24 protein-coding genes, 1 pseudogene and 1 riboswitch are annotated in these 26478 nt (G+C 41.6%); of the genes and pseudogenes, 18 read left to right on the plus strand and 7 right to left on the minus strand.

What is annotated here, in order from left to right:
- Window positions 1-71 precede the first annotated feature (71 nt).
- Window positions 72-1583 (plus strand): carboxypeptidase M32, encoded by a 1512-nt coding sequence (locus CVD23_RS15990; RefSeq protein WP_101666546.1) that lies wholly within the window; start codon window positions 72-74, stop codon window positions 1581-1583.
- Window positions 1584-1629: 46 nt separating this feature from the next.
- Window positions 1630-2544, plus strand: a complete 915-nt coding sequence (locus CVD23_RS15995; RefSeq protein WP_308314944.1) for a DMT family transporter — start codon at window positions 1630-1632, stop codon at window positions 2542-2544.
- A 25-nt stretch (window positions 2545-2569) separates the two neighbouring features.
- Here the strand turns inward: CVD23_RS15995 and CVD23_RS16000 are convergent, their stop codons facing one another.
- The 3 genes from CVD23_RS16000 to CVD23_RS16010 are packed head-to-tail and all read right to left on the minus strand — an operon-like array spanning window position 2570 to window position 4873.
- Entirely contained in the window at window positions 2570-4225 is a 1656-nt protein-coding gene (locus CVD23_RS16000) for a b(o/a)3-type cytochrome-c oxidase subunit 1 (RefSeq protein ID WP_101579539.1), read from the minus strand.
- On the minus strand, window positions 4225-4701 hold the full coding sequence (locus tag CVD23_RS16005; protein WP_101666547.1) for a cytochrome c oxidase subunit II: 477 nt from the start codon (window positions 4699-4701) through the stop codon (window positions 4225-4227). Before CVD23_RS16005 ends, CVD23_RS16000 begins: the two co-directional genes overlap by 1 nt.
- Before the next feature lie 22 nt (window positions 4702-4723).
- Entirely contained in the window at window positions 4724-4873 is a 150-nt protein-coding gene (locus tag CVD23_RS16010; RefSeq protein ID WP_101579537.1) for a cytochrome c oxidase subunit 2A, read from the minus strand.
- 535 nt (window positions 4874-5408) lie between these two features.
- On the opposite strand from CVD23_RS16010, the pseudogene CVD23_RS16020 reads away from it, so the two are divergent.
- Together CVD23_RS16020 and CVD23_RS16025 are read left to right on the plus strand one after the other, a co-directional pair.
- Window positions 5409-6448, plus strand: a pseudogene (locus CVD23_RS16020) (IS1595 family transposase).
- Window positions 6449-6540: 92 nt separating this feature from the next.
- Window positions 6541-7038: a kinase gene (locus CVD23_RS16025; protein ID WP_101666549.1), complete on the plus strand. Its 498-nt coding sequence runs from the start codon at window positions 6541-6543 to the stop codon at window positions 7036-7038.
- A gap of 515 nt (window positions 7039-7553) precedes the next feature.
- On the opposite strand, the gene CVD23_RS16030 is transcribed toward CVD23_RS16025, so the two are convergent.
- Window positions 7554-8252, minus strand: a complete 699-nt coding sequence (locus CVD23_RS16030; RefSeq protein ID WP_101666550.1) for a hypothetical protein — start codon at window positions 8250-8252, stop codon at window positions 7554-7556.
- A 441-nt stretch (window positions 8253-8693) separates the two neighbouring features.
- Window positions 8694-8795, plus strand: a riboswitch (purine riboswitch).
- Between the two features lie 128 nt (window positions 8796-8923).
- On the opposite strand from CVD23_RS16030, the gene CVD23_RS16035 reads away from it, so the two are divergent.
- From CVD23_RS16035 to CVD23_RS16080, 9 genes are all read left to right on the plus strand, one after another.
- On the plus strand, window positions 8924-9517 hold the full coding sequence (locus CVD23_RS16035; protein WP_101579535.1) for a xanthine phosphoribosyltransferase: 594 nt from the start codon (window positions 8924-8926) through the stop codon (window positions 9515-9517).
- Window positions 9514-10824 (plus strand): nucleobase:cation symporter-2 family protein, encoded by a 1311-nt coding sequence (locus tag CVD23_RS16040; RefSeq protein ID WP_101666551.1) that lies wholly within the window; start codon window positions 9514-9516, stop codon window positions 10822-10824. The genes CVD23_RS16035 and CVD23_RS16040 overlap by 4 nt, the downstream gene beginning before the upstream one ends.
- A gap of 311 nt (window positions 10825-11135) precedes the next feature.
- On the plus strand, window positions 11136-12221 hold the full coding sequence (locus CVD23_RS16045) for a type III polyketide synthase (RefSeq protein WP_101579533.1): 1086 nt from the start codon (window positions 11136-11138) through the stop codon (window positions 12219-12221).
- Complete coding sequence (locus tag CVD23_RS16050) at window positions 12221-12784, plus strand: isoprenylcysteine carboxyl methyltransferase family protein (RefSeq protein WP_101579532.1); 564 nt, start codon at window positions 12221-12223, stop codon at window positions 12782-12784. The genes CVD23_RS16045 and CVD23_RS16050 overlap by 1 nt, the downstream gene beginning before the upstream one ends.
- A gap of 317 nt (window positions 12785-13101) precedes the next feature.
- A complete protein-coding gene (locus tag CVD23_RS16055; protein WP_101666552.1) occupies window positions 13102-16800 on the plus strand; it encodes a dynamin family protein in 3699 nt (1232 codons plus the stop codon).
- The gene (locus CVD23_RS16060) at window positions 16775-17524 is read left to right on the plus strand and encodes a nucleotidyltransferase domain-containing protein (protein ID WP_180955685.1); all 750 of its coding nucleotides are present in this window, start codon (window positions 16775-16777) and stop codon (window positions 17522-17524) included. The genes CVD23_RS16055 and CVD23_RS16060 overlap by 26 nt, the downstream gene beginning before the upstream one ends.
- Before the next feature lie 304 nt (window positions 17525-17828).
- Window positions 17829-18713 (plus strand): 5'-3' exonuclease, encoded by an 885-nt coding sequence (locus CVD23_RS16070; RefSeq protein ID WP_101666555.1) that lies wholly within the window; start codon window positions 17829-17831, stop codon window positions 18711-18713.
- A 214-nt stretch (window positions 18714-18927) separates the two neighbouring features.
- On the plus strand, window positions 18928-19416 hold the full coding sequence (locus tag CVD23_RS16075; protein WP_101666556.1) for a divergent PAP2 family protein: 489 nt from the start codon (window positions 18928-18930) through the stop codon (window positions 19414-19416).
- A 31-nt stretch (window positions 19417-19447) separates the two neighbouring features.
- Complete coding sequence (locus CVD23_RS16080) at window positions 19448-19729, plus strand: DUF6123 family protein (protein WP_180955686.1); 282 nt, start codon at window positions 19448-19450, stop codon at window positions 19727-19729.
- Window positions 19730-19758: 29 nt separating this feature from the next.
- On the opposite strand, the gene CVD23_RS16085 is transcribed toward CVD23_RS16080, so the two are convergent.
- Both CVD23_RS16085 and CVD23_RS16090 read right to left on the minus strand, forming a co-directional pair.
- Window positions 19759-20712: a DMT family transporter gene (locus tag CVD23_RS16085; protein WP_101666594.1), complete on the minus strand. Its 954-nt coding sequence runs from the start codon at window positions 20710-20712 to the stop codon at window positions 19759-19761.
- The gene (locus CVD23_RS16090; RefSeq protein WP_101578458.1) at window positions 20712-21113 is read right to left on the minus strand and encodes a reverse transcriptase-like protein; all 402 of its coding nucleotides are present in this window, start codon (window positions 21111-21113) and stop codon (window positions 20712-20714) included. The genes CVD23_RS16085 and CVD23_RS16090 overlap by 1 nt, the downstream gene beginning before the upstream one ends.
- A 298-nt stretch (window positions 21114-21411) precedes the next feature.
- On the opposite strand from CVD23_RS16090, the gene CVD23_RS16095 reads away from it, so the two are divergent.
- Together CVD23_RS16095 and CVD23_RS16100 are read left to right on the plus strand one after the other, a co-directional pair.
- Complete coding sequence (locus CVD23_RS16095) at window positions 21412-22068, plus strand: ribonuclease H family protein (RefSeq protein WP_101578457.1); 657 nt, start codon at window positions 21412-21414, stop codon at window positions 22066-22068.
- Between the two features lie 31 nt (window positions 22069-22099).
- Window positions 22100-22276, plus strand: a complete 177-nt coding sequence (locus CVD23_RS16100; protein ID WP_101578456.1) for a zinc-finger domain-containing protein — start codon at window positions 22100-22102, stop codon at window positions 22274-22276.
- 55 nt (window positions 22277-22331) lie between these two features.
- On the opposite strand, the gene cspD is transcribed toward CVD23_RS16100, so the two are convergent.
- Window positions 22332-22532, minus strand: coding sequence for a cold-shock protein CspD (gene cspD / locus CVD23_RS16105; protein WP_101578455.1), 201 nt, complete (start codon window positions 22530-22532; stop codon window positions 22332-22334).
- A 281-nt stretch (window positions 22533-22813) separates the two neighbouring features.
- On the opposite strand from cspD, the gene CVD23_RS16110 reads away from it, so the two are divergent.
- From CVD23_RS16110 to CVD23_RS16120, 3 genes are all read left to right on the plus strand, one after another.
- A complete protein-coding gene (locus tag CVD23_RS16110) occupies window positions 22814-23779 on the plus strand; it encodes an HD-GYP domain-containing protein (RefSeq protein WP_180955687.1) in 966 nt (321 codons plus the stop codon).
- A 72-nt stretch (window positions 23780-23851) separates the two neighbouring features.
- Window positions 23852-24139, plus strand: coding sequence for a hypothetical protein (locus tag CVD23_RS16115; protein ID WP_101578454.1), 288 nt, complete (start codon window positions 23852-23854; stop codon window positions 24137-24139).
- A 145-nt stretch (window positions 24140-24284) separates the two neighbouring features.
- A complete protein-coding gene (locus tag CVD23_RS16120) occupies window positions 24285-26450 on the plus strand; it encodes a DNA topoisomerase III (protein WP_101666558.1) in 2166 nt (721 codons plus the stop codon).
- The last annotated feature ends 28 nt before the right edge of the window (window positions 26451-26478 follow it).

Here is a 26478-nt window from a genome sequence, read left to right on the forward strand (position 1 = left end):
AGCGAAGTTGGCCCCCTTTTCAGAAAAATATGATAAAATATGGAGGAAATGAACGTATAGGAGGAAAGTAGATGGTTCAGGCAACTGCACAGTTAGAACAAGATTTTTTGGATTATGTAAAAAAAATGACGGCTTATAATGAAGCCCTGTCATTAATGTTTTGGGATTTGCGCACGGGCGCTCCGAAAAAGGGTATTGAACAGCGTTCCGAAGTAATTGGGATGCTTTCTTCCGAAGTATTTAGAATGTCAACATCAGAAGAAATGGCAGCATACATAGCAAAGCTTTCTTCCACAGAACAGTTATCCGAAGTAACCGCAAAAATTCTTGAGGAAAGCAAAAAAGATTATGACCGCAATAAAAAAATCCCGGCTGGAGAATATAAAGAATATGTAATTCTTCAATCAAAAGCAGAAAGCGTGTGGGAAGAGGCAAAGGCAAAGTCGGATTTCAGCATGTTTTTGCCTTTTCTAAATAAGCTAGTTGAGACCAATAAACGTTTTATCAACTACTGGGGCTATGAAGGCAATAAATATAATACTTTGCTTGATATGTATGAACCAGGGGTCACTGTCGAAATCCTCGACAAAGTTTTCGGAGAACTGCGAGAAAAAATCGTCCCGCTCGTAAAAAGGATCAGCGATTCAGCCAATAAGCCAGCGACTGAATTTCTCTATAAAAAATTCCCGAAGGATAAACAAAAAGGGTTCAGCGAAGAAATTCTGCGGCAAATGGGCTATAACTTTGATGCAGGGCGGCTGGATGAGACGGTCCACCCGTTTGCAATCGGTTTAAATCCGGGAGATGTCCGGGTGACAACAAAATACGATGAAACAGACTTCCGCACGGCTGTGTTCGGAACAATTCATGAAGGCGGGCATGCTTTATACGAACAAAATATTTCCACAGAATTAGTGGGAACATCGTTGTGTACCGGAACCTCAATGGGGATCCATGAATCGCAGTCACTGTTTTACGAAAATTTTGTCGGCCGCAATGAATCGTTTTGGACAAAAAATTATGGGCTGCTAAAAAGCTATGCAGAAGGCCAATTTGATAATGTTGATTTGGGTGACTTTTACCGGGCAATTAATGAATCCAAACCATCCTTAATCCGGATTGAAGCAGATGAATTAACGTATCCGCTCCATGTTATCATTCGCTATGAAATTGAAAAAGGCCTTTTTAATGATGAAATCAATGTTGAAGACTTGCCGCAGGTTTGGAATGACAAATATGAAGAATATTTAGGTGTCAGACCGGAAAATGATGCGCAAGGTGTTCTACAGGATGTGCACTGGTCAGGAGGAAGCTTCGGGTACTTCCCTTCTTATGCACTTGGCTATATGTACGCAGCCCAGTTCAAGAATGCACTCCTAAAAGACATTCCAAACTATGACCAGCTTCTTGAACAAGGGAATCTGCTCCCTGTAAAAGAGTGGCTTACCGAAAAGGTTCACAAGCACGGGAAAATGAAAAAGCCTTTGGAGATATTGACCGATGTTACCGGCGAAGGGCTGAATGCTAATTATTTAATCGATTACCTTTATGAAAAATACGGTCGGGTTTACGAGTTGAACTAGTTGGGAACAGGGGATGGCGGCCGTCATCCTCTTCCTTTCGAGATAAATGATTAAAAAATTGTTGCCCTTTATGATGATTGCCGCCGGTGCATCATTATGGGGCTTAATTGCTTTTTTCGTGAAAGGTTTGACATCGTTAGGTTTTTCTGCGATGGAAATCGTGACGCTCCGTGTTGTTTTCGCTTCAATCATTCTTGTGATAATTGGAATCGCTGCATCCCGACCACAAATGAAGATCTCGCTCCGCGACATCCATTTGTTTGCTGGAACCGGAATCTTAAGCATTGTATTTTTTAATTGGTGTTATTTTACCGCGATCAACCAATTGACTATTTCAATTGCTGTCATTTTGCTGTACACTTCGCCTGCCTTTGTCGCTCTGTTATCGTTCTTTTTTTTTAAAGAGAAAATTGATTCCCGGAAAAAAACGGCGATTATCGGAACGATTGTCGGCAGTGTCTTAATCGCTGGTATGAGCGGACAAGATACAGGCTCCTTGAGCCCGATCGGGACGATTATCGGATTGGGGGCAGGACTCGGCTATGCTCTTTACAGCATCTTTGGAAAGTTTGCCTTGCAAAAATACTCTGCTTATACGGTAACATTGTATACTTTCGTGGTCGCGGCTCTTTTTCTGCTGCCGGTAACCCGCATCTGGGAAAGAGGGGAGGCGCTCTTCGATGTAGAGGTGGTGTTGCTTACAGCAGGGTTAGGCCTGCTTCCGACTGTACTGGCGTACTATCTTTATACGTGGGGACTGGAAAGAACCGAGAGCAGCACTGCGGCTGTTATTGCGACAATCGAGCCGGTTGTTGCCGTTTTGCTCGGTTTATTTTTATATGGCGAGAGCCTCGGAATCTTTCAAATACTAGGTTCTGCTTTAATCATATTGTCCGTTTGTGCCGTTAATCTCCGTGCAGATGGATCAAAAAATGTTTTCACAAAAAAATCGCTCCATTGAAGGAGCGATTTTTTTGTGAAACTGCCTACCAGAGCTTAAAGCCTTTCGATCCAGGCGGTGCATTTTGGATTATATCTATGAAAGGTATTGTATAAGCAAACAGAATTAAGGCGACAGTAAGCCCGAGCCACAGCTTCCAATTTTCCAAAAACATTGGTACTTTTTCTGTTTTATCCTCCGCTTCGCCGACCGGGAATTCTTCATCCCCTTTAGGGGCAAAGAAGGCGAGATTAATAAAAATATAGAGCATGAGAATTATCCCCAAAAATAAAATCGATCCGCCAACGGCCTGGGCAATTTGGTAAGGGATCCATTCCAATGCCTGCGCGGCATCACCGTACGTTGAGAATGAAGACCTGCGCGGCGCACCGAGAAGGCCGGCTGCATGCATCGCACCAGACATAAAGGTCATGCCAATCGACCAAATAACGGCTTGAATGATCGCCAGTTTGTTCATTTGTTTTGTCAGCTTCCGCCCGGTTAAATGCGGAACAAGCCAGTAAGTAATTCCAAAGAAGGTAAGAACAACGGCTGTTGCCAGCGTTAAATGAAAGTGGCCGGTTACCCAAATTGTATTATGTACAACCTGATTCATCTGGTTTGACGCATTGATGATTCCTCCTGCACCAGCAGGAATGAACGAGAGCATTCCGATAAATGGAACAGTGAAACGGGCATCGCCCCATGGAAGCTTTTTAAACCAGCCAAATAATCCTTTTCCGCCTTGCGCTCTGCCAAAACGTTCAAAGGTTGCGAATAACGAGAAAGCGGTCATCAGCGATGGAATGACGACTAAGAACGTTAAAACGACCTGAAGAAACTTCCAGGCAGGGTCTATACCCGGTTCAGTTAACTGATGGTGAAAACCTACAGGAATAGAAAATAGCAGGAATAGTATAAACGACATCCGCGCCAGTGAATCAGAGAAAATTTTTCCGCCGATAATTTTCGGGATAATTACATACCAAGCCATATAAGCTGGCAGCAGCCAGAAATAGACGAGTGGATGGCCGAAATACCAGAACAATGTCCGGCTCACCAAAACATCAACCGTATCAACAAGGCCTAAAGACCACGGCAGCAATTGGATAAGCACCGTCGCAGCGACACCAAGCGTTGCTACAATCCACAGCAATGTATTGACAAGGGCCATGAAAGTCAGCAATGGACTTGGCTTGCCCGGGTTGTTTTTTCTCCACTGTATATAAGCGGCAATAATCGCTGCACCGCCAACCCAGCTCCCGACTACAACAAGTGTCAGGCCTAAATAAAAGAGAGCATGGGCCTGCAAAGGGGCATAAAACGTATAAAGAACTGACGCTTTATTTAGCAGGATCATAACAGCAGCCATCGCTGTTCCGAGCGTCATTAGCCAAAAACCAATCCAGCCCAGTTTACGTTGCCCGTTCGTTAGGGTGCCGGATGTCCGGCTCACGGCAGCAATTTGAAAGCCAAGGATAAAAAATGTTGTTAACACTAATCCAAGCACAACACCGTGGACAGTTAAAACTTGATAATAGGTGATTCCCCATGGCAATTCCAATTTTCCTGAGCGTACTAAAACTTGCAATAACCCCGCAAGGCCGCCGAGTGCCAGCGCAATAAAAGCGACATGCAAGTGCGCCATTGCCAGTTTTCCATCACGGCGGTCAACCTTTATATTTGCTTCAGTGCTTAGCATTATTTAACCACCTCGATCTTCGAATTCATCATATGGTGTCCAACTCCACAGTATTCATTGCAGACGACCAAAAACTCGCCCGGTTTGTCAAAGGTAGTCACATATTCGGAAACATATCCCGGTTCAAGCATCATGTTGATGTTGGTGCCTGCAACTTCAAAACCGTGGACAACATCTTTTGTGGTTGCAATAACCTTTACTTTTGCACCTAACGGAACCTCTACCTGAACAGGATTATAGGCAAAAGCAGCCGCGACGTATACTAATTCGTAATCCCATTCTTTTCCCTCAACTTTATTCAAGCCCGGCTTATCAAATGGTTCAGTCGTATCGACTTTTTCAGGATCGACCGTTGCCAGGCAGCTTGGCGGCTGATTTCCAAGGTAGAATGCACTTACTCCTATAATCGTTAAGAACACGAGAAGTGATCCGACTCCAAAAATAAGCCAGGCTTTTTCAAACTTATGCATATGCATGGCTCTTTCCCCTTTCTATCTCTTAAAAACGATCTAAAAATAAATAATAAACGCTTACCCAGGTGATGATCAGGAAGAAACCCAATAAAAAAACGGAAGCTAACGTGCCCTTTAAAGAGGAGCTATCCTCAATTTCTGTTTTAGTTTGGTTGCGGAGTTCCGTTTTCGCCATGCTATTCCCTCCTTTCAAAAAGTTAGATAAATAGATGATTACAATCCCATAATACAAGACAATAGTGAAAGTTCCAGATGGTTTCCGGCAGTTCACAAATTGTTCATTCGTTACGTAAGTAATATGTTAATGGTGTAAACTTGTAATAGCAGTGATTAATATCACATCCGGACAGGGAGAAATGTGAAGAAAATGTGACTAAGATCACCGATGATAGTTTTGATGCGGAGGTCGTTAAGGAAAATCAACAATGAAAGTGTTTCAGGCAGTGGTGATAAAGCATATTTTTATGTACTTGTTAAAAGATTTATCCTTATATTGTTAGTTGGAAAAGAGCAACCTATAATCCAGGTTGCTCCGGATCTTTATCCCTTACATTTGGGTCAACTAACGTTTCAAATGACCATCCTGTTAGTGTAATAATACATCTAATATTTTTTATAAATTAGCTATGTTAAACAACTCTGTTGATATTTGAAAACATCGAACGATTCTTCTATAATATATAAAAAAGTACGAGAGCGGGTTGTTAAGAATGGCTTTGAAGGACATCATCCAAGAAATCAGGAAGTTAAGCACAGCCAGACCAATACCGTCTTAAAGAGTTCTTCGCTAACTCTTTGGCTTCCTATTCTGCAAGCGAACCTGTATTTAAAGAGGTTTCGGAACGGAAGCATAAAGATGGCTTTACTTGTTCTCATTGCCATTCTGGTAACGCCGTTCGTTTCGGTAAATATAATGTAAAAATGGGCAGCCGTACACTAGAACGTCAACGTTACCGCTGTAAAAATTGTGGGAAGACATTACTTATGTGACGAATACTCCTCTTTATCGTACTCACCTGCCTCACAAATGGTTGGAGTTCATTCAGTGTATGATAGAAGGTTATTCACTTCATAAATCGTCACAGCTTTTAGACGTTCATTATGTAACTTTGTTCTATTGGAGACATAAGTTACTTTCAGCCATTAAAGAGATGGACTTTGACCAGTTTAAGGGAATCGTTGAAATGGACGAGACCTACTTTTTATACTCCGAAAAAGGGAAACGTAAAGTGGAAGGTAGGAAAGCTCGAAAACGTGGTGGTTCGTCTTTACAAAGAGGCATAAGCAAAGAGCAAGTCTGTGTACTTGTGGCAAGAGACCGTCAGAAGGTAACGTACTCGAAAGTAGTTGGTCAGGGGCGGATTGTAAAAACTCGTTTAGATGAAGCTATCGGCTCTAACTGTCTGCTGCAAATGTTCTCTGTACAGATGCGTGGCGGGCGTTTATGACATATGCAAAAGAAAAAGGACTTGAGCATTATAGATTTAAATCTGATGGTAAGGAACGAGTTCGAGGAGTTTATCATATTCAGAATGTGAATAGTTATCACAGTCGTTTGAAGGGCTGGATAAATCGGTTTAATGGCGTGGCAACAAAGTACCTCGACCATTATTTGAGTTGGTTTCAATTTTTGGACCAAATCAGGCATCGAAATGACGACACAACAGTTAATAAGATGATTGTTGAAAGCTGCCTGTTCTCAACGGATGCGACCTATGATAAACTCAGGTTATCAGAATTTTCCAAATGAGTAACAAAGCTATATTCCGTTAAATGGCAGGTTTGTGGAAGAAGGGATATTAATTTTTATATCCTATATCGAATGGTTGCGTAGGGGGAAATATGGAAACTAAGCTAATTATCATACGAGGAAACTCTGGGAGTGGAAAAACAACTACTGCGAAAAGTCTTCAAAATCATTTGGGGCACGGAACACTCTTGGTTTCTCAGGATACCGTTCGCCGTGAAATGTTGAAGGTTCACGATAGAGAAGGTAACCTTTCAATTGATTTGATTCGCCAAATCGCAGAATATGGAAAAGATAGATGTGAATTCGTTATTGTGGAAGGAATCTTGTATAAACATCGTTATGGTGAAATGCTGAATAACTTAATCAAGTTCTTTAACCAAAAGACATATACTTATTATTTTGATTTATCCTTTGAGGAGACAGTCATACGTCACAACTCTAGTTCGAAAAAGATGGAATTCGGTGAAGATTCTTTGCGTGCCTGGTGGAATCCAAACGATTATCTCGGTGTGGATGGAGAAATGATATTGACTAATGATATGTCACAAACCGATGTATTTAAACTGATTTTAAATCAACTGCAAAAGTAATTATTCCGATTGGCTTGAAATAATTTTCTTATTCAACAATCTGGTGCTTTAATGGAACAAGGGAACTCCAAGACAATATGGAGTTCCCATTCTTTATTTCAAAAATCAACATTATCCTTTAACATAGCTTATAAATTAAAACAACTAATATATTTCTTACAGAATGAGTTGCCATAAAGGCAAACTACGAAAATAAAATAAAAATCCATTTTAAGAACTTAAAATGGATTTTTATTTTTTATAGCTTTGTTAATTTCATCTAACATTTCTATAATTTTTTCATTTTGATCAGTAACTTTTTTAAAGTCTTTAGCTAATATAGGTAAATAATATAAAACAAATACTGCAGCACCCATATACAATAAAAGTACAATGATATTAATAATTAATCACCCTATCTTCTAAAGTAATAGAATAGTCTTTATATAACACAAATTATCGAAGCAGGCTTTCAGATTTTTATCGTAACATAAAAACAAAAGTTAGATATATTAAAGATTATGCTAGTTATTTTATTATCCTATGAATTTAGATATAGAATAAGCTCCATTTGCTCTAATAGTATATTCAAATGTAGGATAATCATGTTGAATAGTAGCTCCACCTACATTAAGTGCAAAATGTCCTACAACATGTCTCCAATAATCAAATCCATTATAGAAATATGCAGAGTCTACATCTTTACCTTCGTAAGACCAGCCTAACTGATGAATTTGTGCAACTTCAGATGGTTTATTTGAAGTAATTCTAACACCGTCATAGTACCACAGGTTTTTTGCTTGGAAAGTATATAACTTTACTCCTATTATAGTTTTTCCAGTCAAGATAGACACAAAGGAGTTACTACCTGATGCCATAGTGGTAATATCTTGACTTCCATTATCTAATACTTCTACTTCTGTTTCTACTTCTAATATTGACGCTGTAAAAGCTAATTGTTCATTTTCACTTAATTCATCCCAAAGATTATTAAGAACAGTATTTTTTTCTTCTAAACTTGCATTTTTCGGAGAATTTTGCTCAACCTTTCTTTCGACTTTTTTTGCTAATTTTGCAAATTCTTTCACTTTTGATTTATCATCTTCACTAAATTCTTTCCATTTGTCTTTAGCATTTGAATTCTCAATAAGTTCAATTGCTAATTCTTTACCCGACTGATCTTCAGAGCTTGCATTTACTTTTCCAATATTCCCAAATGAAAAAACTAATACCAATGCACATAAAGTTAGAATCGTTTTTATACTGCGTCTTAACAGGCAATATTCCTCCTAAAATGAATTGTTTTAACAACTATACCACAGTATAGGAATATTTTTCTTATTTTTTTAGAAAATGGTTACTATTGACTATAATAATTTTAATAATATAGTTTTATCTAAATTATTTGTTCCTATAAAAATAAGGATAATGGTCTTATTTTCTTATAAATATATTTCTTATTCTCATATTGTGATTCTCACTGAAACCAGTAGTAGAAGACCTCGCAGTTGGTGATATATTTCAAAAGTTGAAGATAAACTAGATGAAGTTGATGATATACCAACAGCATCGCAATAATTTGCTATTTTCCGAATATTAAAGTAATTATCTTTTGTTAATATTCGTGTTTCCTATGGGAAACTATTGATTTATTAATTTGGGATGTTATAATATTACTAATTCAATACGGATTCACTCATATAATCGCGGGGATATGGCCTGCAAGTTTCTACCGGAATACCGTAAATGTTCCGACTATGGGTGAGCAATGGGACCGGAACCTTATTTGCTGTTCCTTCCTTTTACCTTCAAGCTGTAAGCCTGACGGTCATTGCCTCACTCATTTCCAGAGGGGGCTTTGGCCTTCAGGCTTTTTTGTTTTTTCACCATGACGAGGAGGGACAAGATGGAACTGCTTAAACAAAAAATCAGAAACGAAGGAATGGTTCTTTCGGAAACCGTTTTAAAGGTGGATTCATTTTTAAACCATCAAATTGATCCGAATCTTATGAATGAAGTCGGTCAGGAATTTGCCCACTTGTTTAAAAATGATGGAATTACGAAGGTTTTGACGATTGAATCTTCGGGGATTGCTCCTGGACTGATGGCTGCATTCCATTTAAATGTACCGGTTATTTTTGCGAGAAAAAGAAAGTCTTTAACGCTTATGAATGATTTATTGACGGCATCTGTTCATTCTTTTACAAAGCAGGAGACAACAGAAATATCTGTGTCCAAGCAATATATCGGTAAAGGTGACAGGATACTGATCATCGATGACTTTCTCGCGAATGGGCAAGCAGCATTCGGGCTTATTGACATTGTTCTTGCCACGCAAGCAGAAGTGACTGGAATTGGGATTGTCATTGAAAAAGCTTTTCAGAGTGGCGGCCAACAGCTGCGTGACAGCGGCTATCGAGTCGAATCACTGGCCAGGATAAAATCACTTAAAAACAAGCAAGTTCAATTTATTGAAGAGACGGGGGCAGCTGTAAAATGAACTCAAATATCATAAAAACCGCTTCACTTGGAATTCAGCACGTACTGGCCATGTATGCAGGGGCTGTGATCGTACCATTGATTGTTGGCGGAGCGCTTGGGCTGACAGGGGAGCAGTTAACCTATCTTGTGTCGATAGATATTTTCATGTGCGGGATTGCGACGATTCTCCAAGTTTGGCGCAATAAATTTTTTGGGATTGGTCTTCCGGTAGTGCTGGGCTGCACGTTCACGGCAGTTGGCCCAATGATTGCGATTGGCGGCCAATATGGAATTTCGGCAATTTACGGGGCAATTATTGCTTCAGGCCTGTTTGTGCTCGTGATCGGCAAATATTTTGGCAAGCTCGTCAAGTTTTTCCCGCCGGTAGTCACAGGCTCTGTCGTGACCATTATCGGAATAACTTTAATTCCTGTTGCCATGAATAACATGGCAGGGGGGCAGGGAAGTCCTGATTTCGGTTCATTATCAAACATTTCGCTGGCGTTTGGAACTTTATTATTTATTCTGTTTCTTTACCGTTTTACGAAAGGTTTTATTCGTTCGATCGCGATTCTGCTTGGATTGGGTGCGGGGACGATCGCCGCTTATTTCATGGGCAAAGTGAACTTCAGTGCAGTTGGGGATGCTTCATGGTTCCATATCGCCAAGCCATTTTATTTTGGGATGCCGACCTTTGAAGCAACCGCGATTTTAACGATGATTTTAGTGGCAGTTGTCAGCCTGGTAGAATCAACAGGCGTATACTTTGCTGTTGGTGATATTACGAATCGGCAAGTTTCTGAACAGGACCTGGGAAACGGGTACCGTGCCGAAGGACTGGCGATTCTCTTAGGCGGAATCTTTAATGCTTTTCCATATACGGCTTATTCGCAAAATGTCGGATTACTCCAATTATCGGGTGTTAAAAGCAAAAATGTCATTTATACAGCTGGTGTATTTTTGGTTGTTTTAGGCCTGATGCCTAAAATCGGCGCATTAACGACTGTTATTCCTGCAACCGTCCTTGGCGGGGCAATGGTCGCGATGTTTGGGATGGTTGTCGCCTATGGAATTAAAATGCTCAGCAAGGTCGAATTTGCTTCACAGGAAAATCTGTTAATCATCGCCTGCTCAACTGCAATGGGACTTGGCGTGACAGCCGTACCGGATTTATTCGCACAGCTCCCTGCCAGCCTGCAAATCTTAACAAGCAACGGCATTGTCGCCGGCAGTTTGACCGCGATCTTTCTAAACATAGTTTTTAATATTTTCGCAGGCAGTAAAAAAGCTGAGTTGGCGAATTTAAAGGAACAGAAGGTTTCATGATATGAAAAGAAGCTGCTTTTGCATCCAGGAAGCAGCGTTATGAATGGTTTAGTTTAAAGGAAAATATATTGCTGAAATGGTAATGATTGATGGATGTCGTTTTAACACTCTCATTATATAATAAAGAAGCACAACAACTCCTTCAAAACATATGGCTTCCTCCAGGCGGAGGAAGTTTTTTTCGTTTTTCAGAATGAGCCTTAGTTTAAAATTCACTTCACCGGGTACGGAAAAGAATCACCATGAAGTTTGCATAGTGCTGATGATAAATGGAAAAAATAACCTTATGTTGATAAAAGGAGAAGTTTGTTATGCCCACTATATTATCAGTAGCCGAAGCTATACCTCCTTATGAAATCAAGCAGGAACAGGTTTCCGAATTTGCCCGTGACCTCTTTTCCGAAACATTCAAAGATATAGGCCGGCTATTGGCCGTTTTCCAAAACGGGGAAATTGACAAACGCCACTTCGTCAAGGGTCTTGATTGGTTTAAAATCGACCGGAGCTTTGAAGAAAAAAATGACGCTTACATAGAACATGGAGTTGAGTTAGGACTTACCGCGATCAAAGGCTGCCTTCATCACTATGAATTTTTAAACCGCGCGGTCCCTTTTACAGAAATAGATGCGATCTTTACGGTTTCGAGCACGGGGCTTGCCACACCGGGCATTGAAGCAAGAATTATGAATGAACTCCCTTTTTCAGTCCATACAAAAAGGATTCCGCTCTGGGGATTGGGCTGTGCAGGAGGTGCTGCAGGATTGTCCAGGGCATATGAATATTGTCTTGCTTATCCTGAGGCAAAGGTGATTGTTCTAGCGATTGAGCTCTGCAGCCTGACTTTTCAGCGCAATGACCATTCAAAAAGCAATTTAATCGGTACCTCTCTTTTTGCTGACGGGGCAGCCTGTGCGTTAATTGCCGGTAGAAATTCGAATGCCCGCCATTATCAAAAGCGGGCGGCTGCGCCGAAAATTTTCGCAACGAGGTCCACGACAATGCCGCATTCATTGGATGTGATGGGGTGGGATGTGAAAAACGAAGGGCTATTTGTCGTATTTTCAAAGAACATTCCTTCCCTGATCGAAAATTGGCTGAGACCAAATGTCATCTCGTTTTTGCACAACTTTAATTTAAAAATAGAAGACGTTGACCACTTTATTGCCCATCCAGGCGGAAAAAAAGTGCTTGAAGCTTATGTTAAGTCGCTTAGCATACCCGCAGACATGGTTGAAGTTTCACAAGATATTTTGCGGAATTTCGGCAATATGTCATCAGCCACGATTTTTTACGTATTAAGGCAATTTCTGCAAAAAGGCGAAAGCGGGCAGCTGGGATTAGCAGCAGCGCTCGGGCCTGGATTCAGTTCTGAATTGTTACTGATGAGGTGGGAATAGTGCTGTTTTTTATATTTTTAGCAGTGGTGATCACCCAACGGATCATCGAGCTCGTCATTGCAAAAAGGAATGAACGATGGCTGAAAAAGCGCGGAGCAATTGAATTTGGCAAAGCGCATTACCGGATCATCGTGTTCATCCATGCGTTGTTTTTTATTTGTTTACTTTTTGAGGTCATTTATTTTAAGAAAGAGCTTTCTTTTTTCTGGCCGCTATTACTAGTCTTGTTTTTGATCACGCAGGCAGGGAGGATATGGGCTTTAACCTCTTTAGGGCGATATTGGAACACGAAGATCATCGTTCTTCCGGGCAGTGAAGTAGTCAAAAAGGGTCCTTACCAATTTATGAAACACCCGAATTATGTTATTGTTTCACTGGAGCTGTTGATTGTCCCTTTGTTATTCGACGCGTATATAACAGCGCTGCTTTTTTCGATGCTTAATGCATTGATATTATCAATTCGCATTCCTGCGGAAGAGAAAGCGTTAAAAGACTTGACAGAGTATGATAGGCGATTTGCCGCAACAAATCGGTTTATCCCCAAAAATGTTAATAAAGTGTGACAATTTTAAAAGTTTATTGAAAATGATTATCGTTCGTGATATTATCTAATTGAACTTGAATATTATTCTCAACTACATCATTAACAAGGATGGTGTTACATATGGTTTCAATGTTGGTTGCTTTAACAGTGGCCGTTTATGGCTTCGTCATGAAGTATGTATTAAACCATGTCTTAAAGCCTGCTCAATCTAAATAATAACTTTAAGAAGCCAGGAGTGTTCCGGGCTTCTTTTTTTGCATGCTGCTATAAAAAGTTTGAAAAATCGTTTAAAATGGGAGTTAGTTTTAACAATGCAAACAAGGGGTAGAGCATTTCATGGTACAGATTGTCAATCAGGAACAGGAATTGTTTAGCAAAATCGCTGCATTATATAGCTACTTCATAGAAAATAATGACGAAAAAACGGCTGAAAAAGCACGCCAGATAGCCTGGAAGCTTCATAAACAGGAATTTTCAATCTCCTTTTGCGGGCATTTTTCTGCCGGGAAATCGACGATGATTAACCGGCTCATCGGTGAGGAGCTGCTGCCGTCAAGCCCGATCCCGACGAGTGCTAATTTAGTAAAAATTAAAGCCGGTGAAGATTTTGCTAAAGTATACTTTAAATTCGATCATCCCCATCTTTACCCCGCACCGTATGACTACGAGCAGGTGAAAAGCTACTGTAAGGACGGAGATCAAATCGAATCGATTGAGTTCAGCTCATCAAAAGCTCCTTTCCCGCAGGAGGCTGTGATCATGGACACCCCGGGAATAGACTCTACGGATGATGCCCATCGAATTGCGACAGAATCGGCACTTCATCTTGCCGATATTGTTTTTTATGTTATGGATTATAATCACGTCCAGTCAGAAGTAAACTTCATGTTTACAAAACAATTAACTGACGCGGGTAAACAAGTGTATTTGGTTATTAATCAAATCGATAAGCACCAGGAAACCGAGCTTGCCTTTTCTGAATTTTCACAATCTGTACACACTGCCTTTGCTTCATGGGGGGTAACACCGGCGAAAATCTTTTTCACGTCGTTAAAAAATGACAGCGAGCCGCATAATCAGTTTTCAGAATTGCAGCATTTTTTATTTGAAAAAATATCCAAGCGGGACAAACTTCTTCCCGGGACAATTTTTGAGTCGTTAAAGAAGCTTGCAGAAGACCATTTTCAGTTGATGGCTGCCGAGGATGAAGAACAATTGGAGGAATTAGACCGGCTGCTCTTGTCAGTGCCGGAGGAAAATTCCGCGACGCTTTTGCAAAAGACAGCAGACCTTCTTCAGGAGATTGAGCTGCTTGATAGTTCGATCGAGCTAGCGGCCGCAAAAATAGTGAATGAAACAGAAGCGATTTTGAAAAATGCCTACCTCATGCCTTTCCAGACAAGAGAACTGGCAGAATGCTACTTACAGTCGCGGCAATCTGATTTTAAAATAGGCATTTTGTTTTCGCGGCAAAAAACGGAACAGGCGAGGGCGGAGCGGCTGTCCGCTTTCTTCAACGATCTTCAGGAAAAAGTTAAATCCCAGCTTGAATGGCATTTAAAAGAGATGCTCCTGAAAATGATCAAGGAAAAATCGATTCATGATCCAGAGCTTGAGCATGCAGCGCAAACTATTTCGATCCAATTTGACGAAAAGCTGCTTGGGGAAACAGTGAAACCGGGTGCCGGGGTTACAGGTGATTACCTTTTAAATTATACAGAAGATCTTGCCAATGCATTGAAAAAACTTGCCAGAGATCAAGTGCTGAAAATGAAAGAGCAAATCGTTCTCGTTCTACAGCAAAAATCAGCTGCCAATAAAGCCGTTTTACAGGCGGAACATAAAGAATTGGAAGCTTATCTTGAAGCCGCCACAAAGCGCGAGGCTATTTTTAAAAGCCAGACGAGTATCAAGTTTAACTTAGAAAAGCTTCTGTCTGGTGATGATTTTGACAGTCAGCCTATTTCTGCCCGGATAAAGGAGCTGCTTTCTCCTGACGCGGATATTCCAAAGATCATTCGCAACTCAGACAAGCAGGTATGTCCGGAAAAAACGAAAAGCCGAAAGGAGCGTCCGCACGGAGCCGTTTTGCTTCCTGAGAAGGACATAGCAGCAGCATCGGACCGGCGCAGCCGTCTCACATCAGCTTTAAGGCATGCCTCTGCACAAATAACCGATGTTCCGGGCTTATTAAAGCTCAGTGAAGACCTGATGGAAAAGGCCTTCCGTCTTGAAAACAAAAATTTTACTGTCGCACTTTTCGGTGCATTTAGCGCCGGTAAGTCATCGTTTGCGAACGCTTTGCTGGGGGAAAGCATCCTTCCTGTTTCTCCTAATCCGACAACAGCAGCGATCAACAAAATTAAGCCTGTTACAACAGACGAAGTGCATGGAATCGTAAATGTCAAACTCAAGGATGCTGAAGCGTTATTTGATGATGTGAACCGGTCACTACATTTCTTTGACATGAAAGCAGCCGATTTCGAAGACGCTCTTTTATTGATTGGCAGGCTGCTAACGAAGGAAACATTTAATGAGGCTGCCGAAAAAACGCATCTGGCCTTTTTAACTGCTTTTTATAAAGGCATTAACGAATATGCAGATCAGCTCGGTACTGTGATTAAGACCGATTTACACGAATTTCGCGATTTTGTCGCAATTGAACAGAAATCATGTCTCGTTGAGTGGGTAGACGTGTTTTATGATTGCCCGCTGACAAGAGCAGGCATTACACTCGTTGATACGCCAGGCGCTGATTCGATCAATGCCCGCCATACCGGAGTTGCTTTTGATTATATTAAAAACTCGGATGTCATTTTGTTCGTTACCTACTATAACCACGCGTTTTCCAAAGCGGATCGCGAATTTTTGATCCAATTGGGGCGGGTAAAGGAAACGTTCCAGCTCGATAAAATGTTTTTTGCTGTCAATGCGATCGATCTTGCAGCTAATGAAGCGGAAATGGAAGATGTGATTGGATATGTCAATGAGCAGCTGATTCAACATGGGATCAGACAGCCGAATCTGTTCGCTCTATCCAGCCTGCTTGCTTTGCGGGAAAAACAGCAGGAGGAGCCAGGCGCAAATTCTCGGATGCCCATTTTTGAACAAGCATTTTATTCTTTTATCGCCAACGATTTAACGGAAATGGCGGAAGCGGCTGCCACAGCAGATCTGACTAGAACAGCAAAGATTCTCGATAAGCTAATCTCCGCTTCTTTGGAAGACAAAGAAGCAAAAAATCAGCAGCGAATCGCGATCAGCAGCGAAAAAAGGAAGCTTCTTGACAGGATTCGGTCGCAAAGTGCTGAAGTTTTATTGAACAGGCTAAACCAGGAAACAGATGAGCTTGCCTTTTATATAAAACAGCGCGTATTTTTCCGATTCAATGATTTTTTTAAGGAAGCTTTTAACCCATCCCTTCTCAAGGATGATGGAAGGAACTTGAAAAAAGCAGTAGATACGGCGCTCGAAGACTTGCTGGACAGTCTCGGCTTTGATTTCGCCCAAGAAATGAGGGCGACCGGGTTGCGGATTGAAGCCTACATCCGCAACATCACGTCCGGGTTTTACAGCGCTTTTACAACTGAACTGGCAAGCGCTAATCGCGGTTTAAGCTATTCAACGCTCGACGCTTTCGAGTTTGAGAGCATTGAATTTCAGTCGGCATTCAAGGATATCGACCGGCAATTGTTTAAAAAGGCGACAGCTTATTTTAAAAATCCGAAAGCATTCTTTGAAAAAAATGAAAAACGGTTGATGAGCGAAGAACTGGAAAGAGCGCTGCACCAGCCAGCTGATCACTATATAAAATTGCAGGGTGCCAGATTAAAAGAACATTATTCGCGATTGCTTTCAGATCTGTTTACAACGATGTTAGCGAGCATTACGAGACAAACAGAGGATTTCTATGATGGAATTCTGGCTGCGTTAAATGATGGTTATCCTGTAGACGCACTGAAGAAAAAAGCTGAAGAAATTGAATTCTTTCGCGTAAAGGATGAAGAAAATGGAAAACTGGCTGGAGGAGCTTGAAGAACAGTATCGAATAACGGTTCTGTATGCGTGTGAGGCAGGGAGCCGGGCATGGAATACAGATTCGAAACAATCTGACTTTGATATCCGGTTTATTTTTAAATACAAAGACTTGAAAAGCTATATTGCTCTGAATCCGCGACCAGCCGTGATCGACATCACGCAACCTTTTGACGCACAGGGCTGGGATGTCAGAAAAGCATTGCAGCTGGCCGGAAAGTCAAATGCAAGCCTTTACGAATGGGCCTTCACTCTTTTAGTTTACCGGGACGCCACAGGCTTTGGACAGCGCTTAAGGAACATGGCTGAATCAGTTTTTTCTCCTTATTCGCTGTTTATGCATTATGGGAGCCTGATGGCAAGAAATTTAAAGGAGGTAACAGGGAAACAAAGAGTTGCGGCCAAGCAGGTAAAACAATTGATCCAGGCGGGCAGAAGTTTTTTTATTGCCGACTATTTAGCGACAACAAATGAAATTTCGTCGCCATACAGGATACTGGAAGCAATCTATGAAAATCCTGACACAGAACTTATAAAAAATTACATGCTTCTTATCAATTCGAAAAAAAATGGAATCTCACCGCCCGCAGAAGCGCTTCAATTTGTCTTTGTTGAACTGGAAAAGCAAAGGGCACTGTTATCAGAACGCCGGGAAAATCTCCGCCGCAGCAAAATTTCAACGGCAGAACTTAACGACTGGCTTTGGGAACTGCTGGGACTATAAGTGAAGGAAGGGTTATATGGAAAGCTCATTTCATGCCTGCGCAACATGCATTCACTTTCAGGCGGAGCGAACCGATAAAAGGATGAAATATTTTTGCCGGCGGCTCGGATATGAAACGAGGCCGGACTATCGGTTTAACTGCTGGAGCCCAAAAGAACATGTAAAAAAATTGATCGAGAAACGGGAACAGGGAAATTGAACGCTGTTTCGGCTGGCAACACCGTTAAGTAGTTTCACCTCTGTCCGTGTTATAATAGATTTTGTTGAAAAAAAACATTTGCCGGAAGGGAAGATTTTTAAGAATATGAACAAGCCCACATTTATGCTTGTCGACGGAATGGCCCTGTTGTTTCGCGCTTTTTATGCCACTGCCGTTACTGGCCAATATATGATCAATTCAAAAGGACTGCCGACAAATGCTGTTTACGGCTTTGTAAAGCATTTTTTCACTGCCGTTTCCTCCTTTAACCCTTCGCACGTCGCCGTATGCTGGGACATGGGAAGCAAAACGTTCAGGACTGAGCTTTACGATGGTTACAAAGCAAACCGGGGCGAGCCGCCGGTTGAATTGATTCCCCAATTTAATCTCGTTAAAGAAATGGTCGACGCTTTTGATGTACCGAGTATCGGGCTGGAAGGCTTTGAAGCGGATGACTGTATTGGAACGATAGCAAGGCAAAGCAGCGTTGATGCAAATGTAATGATATTAACCGGTGACCAGGATATTTTACAGTTAATTGATGATCATATTTCCGTTATTCTTTTGAAAAAAGGCTACGGCAATTACCTCGTTCATACGAGGGATACTTTTTTTGAAGAAAAGGGAATTTTGCCTGCACAGATGATCGATTTAAAAGCGTTAATGGGTGATCCAAGCGATAATTATCCAGGCGTCAAAGGGATCGGCGAAAAGACAGCTCTCAAGTTGCTGAAGGAATATGAAAATGTGGCAGGAATTGTTGCCAATCTTGATCGGCTTTCCAACGCCCATCGATTGAAGATTGAGCAGGATCTTGAAATGCTCCATTTAAGTCGGCAGCTCGCCGAAATTAAATGTGATGTCCCGATTGCCTGCACCCTTGATCAGGCGGCATATCGGGTAAACCGTGAAAAAGTGCTCGAGAAATTTGTTGACATGGAATTTAAAGGCCTGCATAAATTTCTTCAATCAGAAAAGGAATATGCGTAAAGAAGGAACTGCATTCGTGCAGTTCCTTTTTTCGCTAAAATTCAAGTTGAGCAGATACGCTAATGTTTAACGCCTTGAAAAGTGGGAATCGTTGTATATCTAAGCTGTGCAGTAAATGGAACACGGCAGCAGACTGCGGTATTACGCTTTCCTTTCATATGAAAGGAATAATCAGCCACATGCTTCCTCAAAATAACAAAAGAGGTGAACGGTTATGAATAAAGGGGTAATGATCGCATTATTAAGTATCGGAGCAGCACAGGGATTAAAGATCCCAATTCATTATGTGAGAAAAAAGGAGTGGCGCCCTGAATTGTTTTTTCAGACTGGCGGCATGCCGAGCTCCCACTCTGCAGGTGTATCGTCTTTGACGACGTATATTGCCCTAAAAAGAGGGGTACCGACGATTGATTTTGCCCTTTCCCTCGTGTATGGGTTGATCGTTATGTATGATGCACAAGGAATCCGCCGTCAGGCTGGAGAGCTGACATTGAAAGTTAACGATCTCGGAGAACTAATCGATAAAATTCATAAGGAAGAACGGGTAGAATTTGAAGAGAAAACCCCAAAAAAACTGAAAGAAATGCTCGGCCATCAACCGGAAGAAGTTCTTGGCGGAGCGGTCCTAGGGGTTTTAGCCGGTGCAGCGGGTTATATTTTGTCGAAAAATGATAGAAAAAAGACATGTACTAAGGTAAGATAAAGGAGGGAAACAATAGCAGTCAGGGAGAGGAATGGTTAAGTCAGTGCGAACAGTGGAAGAGTATTTGCACGAGTTGCAAAGCAAAGGCTTTCATTTTCGGGAAGACGCTGTAGGGTTCATCTATTTTGGGAAAAACTACACAAACGCCAATGATGAGCTCACAAACACGGCAATCGAACTAACGCTTAAAGTGCAAAAAAAGTTTGATGGAAGCTTTTTCGTTTCATTGCTTGAAACGCTATCTGTAAATAAGATTGAAACAAGGCAGGAAGCGATCCGGTTTATCAGGGAAAAACAGCTTCTTGCCATATAACGAAAGACAAGAAGCTGCCTTCTTGTCTGTTATTTTTGTTTTACGTGATTGGAAGTTGCTTCATGAACCAATTCGTGTTTCTGTTTTAACAAAGAAGCAGCAGGTTTTCGCGGAAGCTCGGCAAAAACCATTCCTGCAAATATCAGCATACAGCCGAGCACTGCACTGAAACTTAATCGTTCACCAGCCCAAACATATGCTGTTACAGCAGCAAACACCGGTTCCATCGCAAAAATTAACGCAACTCTAGTTGGCGTCGTGAACTTTTGAAAGCTCGTTTGCGCGAGAAAAGCAAGCGCAGTAGCGAATACGGCTGTGATCAACAATGCTGCTGCAACATCTCGGGATAACAAAATATCATGTTTAGCAACAGACTGCCAATCTTCAAAAAGAAAAGCAGAAATGGCTGAAAGCAACGCGACAGTTGAAACTTGAATCATGGTTAACAATAGGGCCGGAAATTGCCCGGCATATTTGCCTGTCATCAAAATGTGCATGGCAAAACCAATCGCACAAACAAACACTAATCCATCACCTGTTGTCAGTCCTGAAGTACCTGCCATTGTCAGCAAATACAACCCCGCTGTTGCACCAATAATGCCAATCACCGCGTTTCTTCCGGGCCGCTCGTTCAATAAGTAAATCGCAAAAATCGGTACCATCACAACGCTTAATCCCGTAATAAACCCCGCTTTCGATGAAGTCGTGTAGAGGAGTCCAGCTGTTTGAAAGGCGTAGCCGATAAAAAGCAAAAAGCCGAGAAACAAACCGGACATCACGATTTTTTTATTGAGATGGCGCAGCTGTTTACGCTCAAATAAAAAAAGCCAGCCGCCAAGCAAAATCGCCGCTAAAAAAAATCGGATTCCATTAAAGGAAAAAGGGTCAAGAAAAGCGATTGCGTTTTGAACAAGAACAAAAGTTGAACCCCAGACAAACGCAATAACAAGCAGGCTGAAATCAGCGAAAAGCTGCTTTTTCATCATGATTTAGCCCCGCTGTTTTTTCTTATTGCATATCGGGCAAGCTCGTCAGCCGTTTTGTTCTCGCTTCCCGGTATCCATTTCATAAAAAACAACTCCAATTGATCCGCTAAAGCAAGAGCTTTTTCGAGAAGCGGTGCATAGTCTTTATTTTTGGCAAACTCCTTTTCGACCGCCCTGTTAACCAGCTCGGAATCAGTGCGGAATGAAACCGTCTTGTACCCCTTTTCAATGCAGATTTCCAGACCTTTTATCAGGGCATGATACTCCGCTTCATGATTGGTCATAATACCGAGGGGAATCGAATATCTTTCAACAATACCATTGCCTTTAATGAAGACTCCTGCGCCGCTTGGCCCGGGATTTCCGGCACTTGCTCCGTCAATATATATTTCAAGCAAAGTTAGATCCTCCAAACGATTTTATATATAAAGTTGTTCCCTATATTCTAAACAGTTTTTAAAAGCGCTGTTTTTAATTTTATCATAATCGGCAGGACTGCTAAAGCATATAGAGTGAGCAAAGATAGGAAAAGATATAGACATCAGTAAATTGGCTGACCAAATAGGTGGTTGGGATGCAGGCCGCATTAATAAAATTGTAAAAAAACGATTATAGCCTGAATCGTATTTCCATCTTCGATCTGAAAAAAATGTTAAAATTAAAAATAATGCAAAAGCATAAAAAGGGCTGAAGAAAATGAATTATAAATTGGAGTGGAAATATAAATTAAAGGGAAAAGAAACGGTGTTATTCATTTCAGATTGGCTGAGTGGGGAGCAGGCATTGCGGGCAGGGGAAGAAATTGAAAGCTCTGGAAAGGCTGCCGCACTTGCCTTTTATGATGAAGGCGATGTATCTTGGACATTGAAAGAGCTTAAAAAGCTTCTATCTGAAGTAGAAACCGAACCCCATGATGTGATTGTTTATTTTGATGGAGGATTTCACAAGGAAACTTTCCAGGCGGGACTTGGTGCAGTAATTTATTACAAGCAAGGGAAAAAGAAATACCGGATTCGTGCGAACGAACTTGTTGATGAAATCGAGACAAATAACGAAGCGGAATATGCTGCGTTATTTTATGCTTTAAATATACTTGAGGAGCTTGGTGTCCATCATATTTCTTGCGAATTTAAAGGCGATTCCCAAGTTGTTTTAAAACAGTTGGAAGGGGAATGGTCATGCTATGAAGAAGTATTGAATAGATGGCTTGATCGAATTGAAAACAAACTGGAAGAGCTTGCAATCATGGCAAAGTATACTCCGATTTCCCGAAAAGACAATACCGAAGCTGATAAGCTCGCCAGCCAGGCTCTTGACGGAAAAATGATAACCAGTAAAATGCAACTATTATAATGCACGCTGAATTGATTAAGGAAGTGAACCAATGAAACGAAAAGACTTGCTCCATGAAATGGGAGAGTTGATGAGTCATTATTGTGACGGCTGCTTTCTGCACAAGCAACACAGAAAAGAACAAGGAAAAAAATACGCCCACCGATTCTGCATTACCCAATGTACAGTAGGAGAGAAAATAAAAGCTTATGGGAACAAGCTCACATAAGCATAAAATAAAAAGGCCGGCAATATATCGCCGGCCTTATAATATATCGAAAGGATTAAAGCTTTACTACGTTAGCAGCTTGAGGTCCACGGTTTCCTTCAACGATTTCAAAAGAAACTTCCTGGCCTTCCTCTAAACTCTTGAATCCGTCACCTTGGATCGCGCTGAAATGTACGAAAACGTCTTCTCCGCCTTCAACTTCGATAAATCCAAAGCCTTTTTCATTGTTAAACCATTTTACTTTACCATTTTGCATGAATAATTTCCTCCTAAGCCATCCACGACACTATTTATAGTGTCAAAGTTAAATATTAACCATGAAGCGAATTAATACCATAAACGGTAAACAATCCAACTTAATGATGCTTATATCATACACGATTAACCTATGTTAGTCAACCAATACGCACATTATTTTATGAAAAAAAGAGGATTTTTTATAAAATTTTAAAAATTTAGCACATATATCAATTTTCTCTTCCTAGTTGACATTTCTTTTGTTATTATTTACCTGAAAAACAGTGGGAGGCGGGAATGATGAAAAAGACTACTGTAATGGATATTGATATGGGCGGTATTTCGGAACAGGACAAGCCTCACCAAACGATAAATGGTTCCGAACCCCTAAAGGAGCCCTTGAACACCCGTTCAGAAAAGGCTGCAGAAATTAATCTGACAATAGATGCAGCAGCAAAAAGCATGGAGCAAATATTGGCGACGATAAGAGAAACCGGCACTGTACCGATTGATGAGATCAAGAGTTCGATTCTTCCTGTCATTGCGCGGGCAGCTGATTTTCCAAATGTCTATAACCTTTTACAAACGGACAATGATAATGGGGAGTATACATCCAGGCATACAATATGCGTAGGGATTCTTTCCGTACTGATTAGTAAATGGATCGGCCTTGGCCAAGCTGATTTAACATCGTTAACAATTGCAGCGACCCTTTATGATATCGGGAAAGCAAAAGTGCCCGAAGAAATCCTGAATAAGCCGGGAAAGCTGACAAATGATGAGTATCAGGTTATGAAGCAGCACACTGTTCACGGCTATAAGCTGCTTAACGATATAGACCAATTAGACCGGCGAGCTGCTCTTGTAGCTCTACAGCATCATGAACGGGAAGATGGCGGGGGGTATCCGTACGGCTTAACAGGTCCAGACATCGAATTATTTGCTAAGATCGTTGCGGTCGCCGACGTATTCCACGCCATGTCTTCTACGCGTGTTTATCAGCATGCAGAGCCACTCTACATCATTTTGGAGCAGATGCAGAAAGATACTTTTGGCAAGCTTGATGCAGGAATTATGATCGTTTTTCTAAAAAAAATCCTCGACAATCTGATCGGCAAACGGGTGCGCCTCAATGATTCTTCAGAAGCAGAAATCGTCATGATCAATCCGTATGAGCCGCTCCGGCCGTTGATCAATCAGGATGGGAAGTTAATAGATTTACAATATAACAGAAAAATAAAAATCACTAAGGTTCTCAAAGATTGATGCTTAACAAAATCATAAAAGTTTACTTTCCTCATATCCTGTAAGTAAATGCGGCTTATAGAGGGTGAGAGCATGTACCGGTTTACCATTGATAATGAAGAGTGGATTTTAAGGTTTTCTCCGGCAGTTGCAATCGAACAAGAAATAAAGGATATCATTGTTAGATCCCTCGCTCTTCTGGGGAGTAAACTTCCTGCTTTTCCGCATGGTGATGCATTTGTCATCTTCAATGAGAAGATAGGCCTGATCGTATTTAACGTTGAGAAACTCCCTTCTTTTATTTTAACTATTTCCAGCATTGTTCCAAGAGAGAAATGGTTTGAAATTAAAAGTCGCACTTTAAAGAAATATATGAATTAGAATCCGGCCGGTTTTTTTGGCCGGTTTTTTACATAGGGCCGATCACTCATTAGACAGACACGTATTCGCTTGGAAAAAAATTTCACTGAACTAAGCAATAATGTTAATATTTTAGTAGAAGGAATGATATGAGGGAGTAATCAACATGAAATTAATCATTGCCGAGAAGCCGGATCAGGGGGCGACTTTGGCCTCTGTTTTTAAAATGAAAAAGCACAGTGGCTTTATTGAAATTTTTCCAAATGACATCTTTATAAAAGGGGCTTATGTGACATGGGCAATCGGCCACCTCTGCCAGCTTTCCGCACCTGAAACATACAAACCGGAGTGGAAAAAGTGGAGTTTGCAAACATTGCCGATCGTACCTGATCAATTTAATTATGAAGTAACGAAAGACAAAGGAAAGCAATTTGCTGTCATCAAAAACCTGATCTCCAAACCGGAAGTTTCCGAAATTATTCATGCGGGCGATGCCGGGCGGGAAGGTGAGTTGATTGTCCGCAATATATTGCGGCTCACTAAGTGTAGAAAGCCAATGAAGCGATTGTGGATTTCCTCGCTGACGCCAAATTCGATCAAAGATGGATTTCATTCGCTGTTAAGTGAAGAGGACACGAGAAACCTATATTATGAGGCATATACGCGCGCTTGTGCGGACTGGGTGGTCGGAATGAACGCCTCAAGGCTGTACAGCTTGCTGCTCCAGAAAAATGGCTTTTCTGATGTGTTTTCAGTTGGCCGCGTGCAAACCCCGACGCTTGCTTTAATCGTTCAAAGAGAGCATGAAATTGACTCCTTTGTGTCTGAACCATTTTGGGAGGTTCAGGCAAAATTTAATATAGAAGGTAAAAAGTATGAAGGAAAGTGGGAAAAGGATGGCGAGACAAGGATTAAAACGAAGGAGCTTGCCGAAAAAATAGCCGCCTTCTGCCAGGAGAAGCCTGCCGAAGTTGCCGATGTGCAGTCGGAAAAGAAAGAATTTTTGCCGCCGCTCTTGTATAATCTTTCAGCTCTCCAGGCGGATGCCAACAGAAGGTTTAAATTTTCGCCTAAGAAGACATTGGACGTTCTCCAGAAGCTGTATCAAAGAGGAATCGTCTCCTATCCCCGTTCCGATTCGCGCCATGTTACGAAAGGCGAGGCAGAAACCTTCCCGGGCATCTTAAACAAGATTGAGAAACTGCCCGGATATGCAGACTTATTTCCGCTGCCCCATTCGTCAATCGCAACAAACAAGCGTTATGTGAATGATAAAAAAGTGACAGACCACTACGCGATTATTCCAACAGACCAGGTTCCGAATATCGATAAGCTGAGCGGTGATGAGCAGAAATTGTATGACCTGGTGGCGAGAAGCCTTGTCGCCGCCCATTATCCACAGGCTGTAACAGAATATACAACCGTTAAAACTGTTGTCGATGGGCGCGCTGAATTTATTTCAAAAGGAAAGGTTCAGCTTGAAGAAGGCTGGCGAAAAGTGCTGCCGCAAAAGGAAAAAGAAGAAGAGCCGCTGCTACCATCCCTGCACGCCGGGGAAAAGGGAACAGTCTTCAAGGCTGATGTAAAAGAAAGCAAAACGCAGCCGCCAAAACGGTATACAGAAGGGCAACTGATCACTTTGATGAAAACCGCCGGGAAGCATATTGAGGACAAAGAGCTCGAAAAAGTGCTGATGAAAACGGAAGGCCTTGGAACAGAGGCAACCCGCGCCGGAATCATCACGATGTTAAAGGACCGGAATTATATCGAAATCACAAAAAACCTTGTGTATGCGACCGCAAAAGCAAAAATTTTGATCGGGGCAATCGGGGAGCAAGTGCTTGCTTCACCTGAAATGACAGCGAAGTGGGAGCAAAGGCTGAAGGAGATCTCAGAAGGCAAGGCATCACCAAAGCAGTTTATGGACCAGACCGGCAAAATGGTTGCCTATCTTATTTCTGCAACGGTAGAGGAAGCGGCAAATTGGACATTCAAGAGCGAAGAAACGGAAGGCTTTATTCCGCGCAGCCCAAAGCAGAAGCGCGTAACCAAGCTTGGTAAATGCCGAAAATGCGATGGACAAGTCATCGATAAGGGCAGCTTTTTCGGCTGTACGAACTACAATAAAACAGGCTGCAAATTCACGCTGTCCAAAAAAATCGCCGGCAAAACGATCACCCAAAAGCTCGCAAAGACCCTTCTCGAACAAGGCACAACAGATACGATCGAGGGTTTTAAAGGGAAAGACAAGCTTTTTAACGCGAAGTTGACTTGGGATGCAAACAATGAAAAGATTGTTTTCTTGTTTGAGAAAAGCCCTTCAGGTGTGTAGAAGACATGGATGGCAGTGCTATCTTGCC

Source organism: Bacillus sp. V33-4, from assembly GCF_002860225.1.
Classification (GTDB): Bacteria; Bacillota; Bacilli; order Bacillales; family Cytobacillaceae; genus Bacillus_BJ; species Bacillus_BJ canaveralius.

Bases quoted from the DNA above. Each gene is read 5' to 3' on its own strand.
- CVD23_RS16000 (WP_101579539.1), bottom strand. From the start codon at position 4,225: ATGCTAAGCACTGAAGCAAATATAAAGGTTGACCGCCGTGATGGAAAA.
- CVD23_RS16110 (WP_180955687.1), top strand. From the start codon at position 22,814: ATGAAAAAGACTACTGTAATGGATATTGATATGGGCGGTATTTCGGAA.
- CVD23_RS16005 (WP_101666547.1), bottom strand. From the start codon at position 4,701: ATGCATATGCATAAGTTTGAAAAAGCCTGGCTTATTTTTGGAGTCGGA.
- CVD23_RS16075 (WP_101666556.1), top strand. From the start codon at position 18,928: ATGAATAAAGGGGTAATGATCGCATTATTAAGTATCGGAGCAGCACAG.
- CVD23_RS16085 (WP_101666594.1), bottom strand. From the start codon at position 20,712: ATGAAAAAGCAGCTTTTCGCTGATTTCAGCCTGCTTGTTATTGCGTTT.
- CVD23_RS16060 (WP_180955685.1), top strand. From the start codon at position 16,775: ATGGAAAACTGGCTGGAGGAGCTTGAAGAACAGTATCGAATAACGGTT.
- CVD23_RS16095 (WP_101578457.1), top strand. From the start codon at position 21,412: ATGAATTATAAATTGGAGTGGAAATATAAATTAAAGGGAAAAGAAACG.
- CVD23_RS16120 (WP_101666558.1), top strand. From the start codon at position 24,285: ATGAAATTAATCATTGCCGAGAAGCCGGATCAGGGGGCGACTTTGGCC.
- CVD23_RS16100 (WP_101578456.1), top strand. From the start codon at position 22,100: ATGAAACGAAAAGACTTGCTCCATGAAATGGGAGAGTTGATGAGTCAT.
- CVD23_RS16080 (WP_180955686.1), top strand. From the start codon at position 19,448: ATGGTTAAGTCAGTGCGAACAGTGGAAGAGTATTTGCACGAGTTGCAA.
- CVD23_RS16025 (WP_101666549.1), top strand. From the start codon at position 6,541: ATGGAAACTAAGCTAATTATCATACGAGGAAACTCTGGGAGTGGAAAA.
- CVD23_RS16055 (WP_101666552.1), top strand. From the start codon at position 13,102: ATGGTACAGATTGTCAATCAGGAACAGGAATTGTTTAGCAAAATCGCT.
- CVD23_RS16040 (WP_101666551.1), top strand. From the start codon at position 9,514: ATGAACTCAAATATCATAAAAACCGCTTCACTTGGAATTCAGCACGTA.
- CVD23_RS16070 (WP_101666555.1), top strand. From the start codon at position 17,829: ATGAACAAGCCCACATTTATGCTTGTCGACGGAATGGCCCTGTTGTTT.
- cspD (WP_101578455.1), bottom strand. From the start codon at position 22,532: ATGCAAAATGGTAAAGTAAAATGGTTTAACAATGAAAAAGGCTTTGGA.
- CVD23_RS15995 (WP_308314944.1), top strand. From the start codon at position 1,630: ATGATTAAAAAATTGTTGCCCTTTATGATGATTGCCGCCGGTGCATCA.
- CVD23_RS15990 (WP_101666546.1), top strand. From the start codon at position 72: ATGGTTCAGGCAACTGCACAGTTAGAACAAGATTTTTTGGATTATGTA.
- CVD23_RS16010 (WP_101579537.1), bottom strand. From the start codon at position 4,873: ATGGCGAAAACGGAACTCCGCAACCAAACTAAAACAGAAATTGAGGAT.
- CVD23_RS16045 (WP_101579533.1), top strand. From the start codon at position 11,136: ATGCCCACTATATTATCAGTAGCCGAAGCTATACCTCCTTATGAAATC.
- CVD23_RS16115 (WP_101578454.1), top strand. From the start codon at position 23,852: ATGTACCGGTTTACCATTGATAATGAAGAGTGGATTTTAAGGTTTTCT.
- CVD23_RS16035 (WP_101579535.1), top strand. From the start codon at position 8,924: ATGGAACTGCTTAAACAAAAAATCAGAAACGAAGGAATGGTTCTTTCG.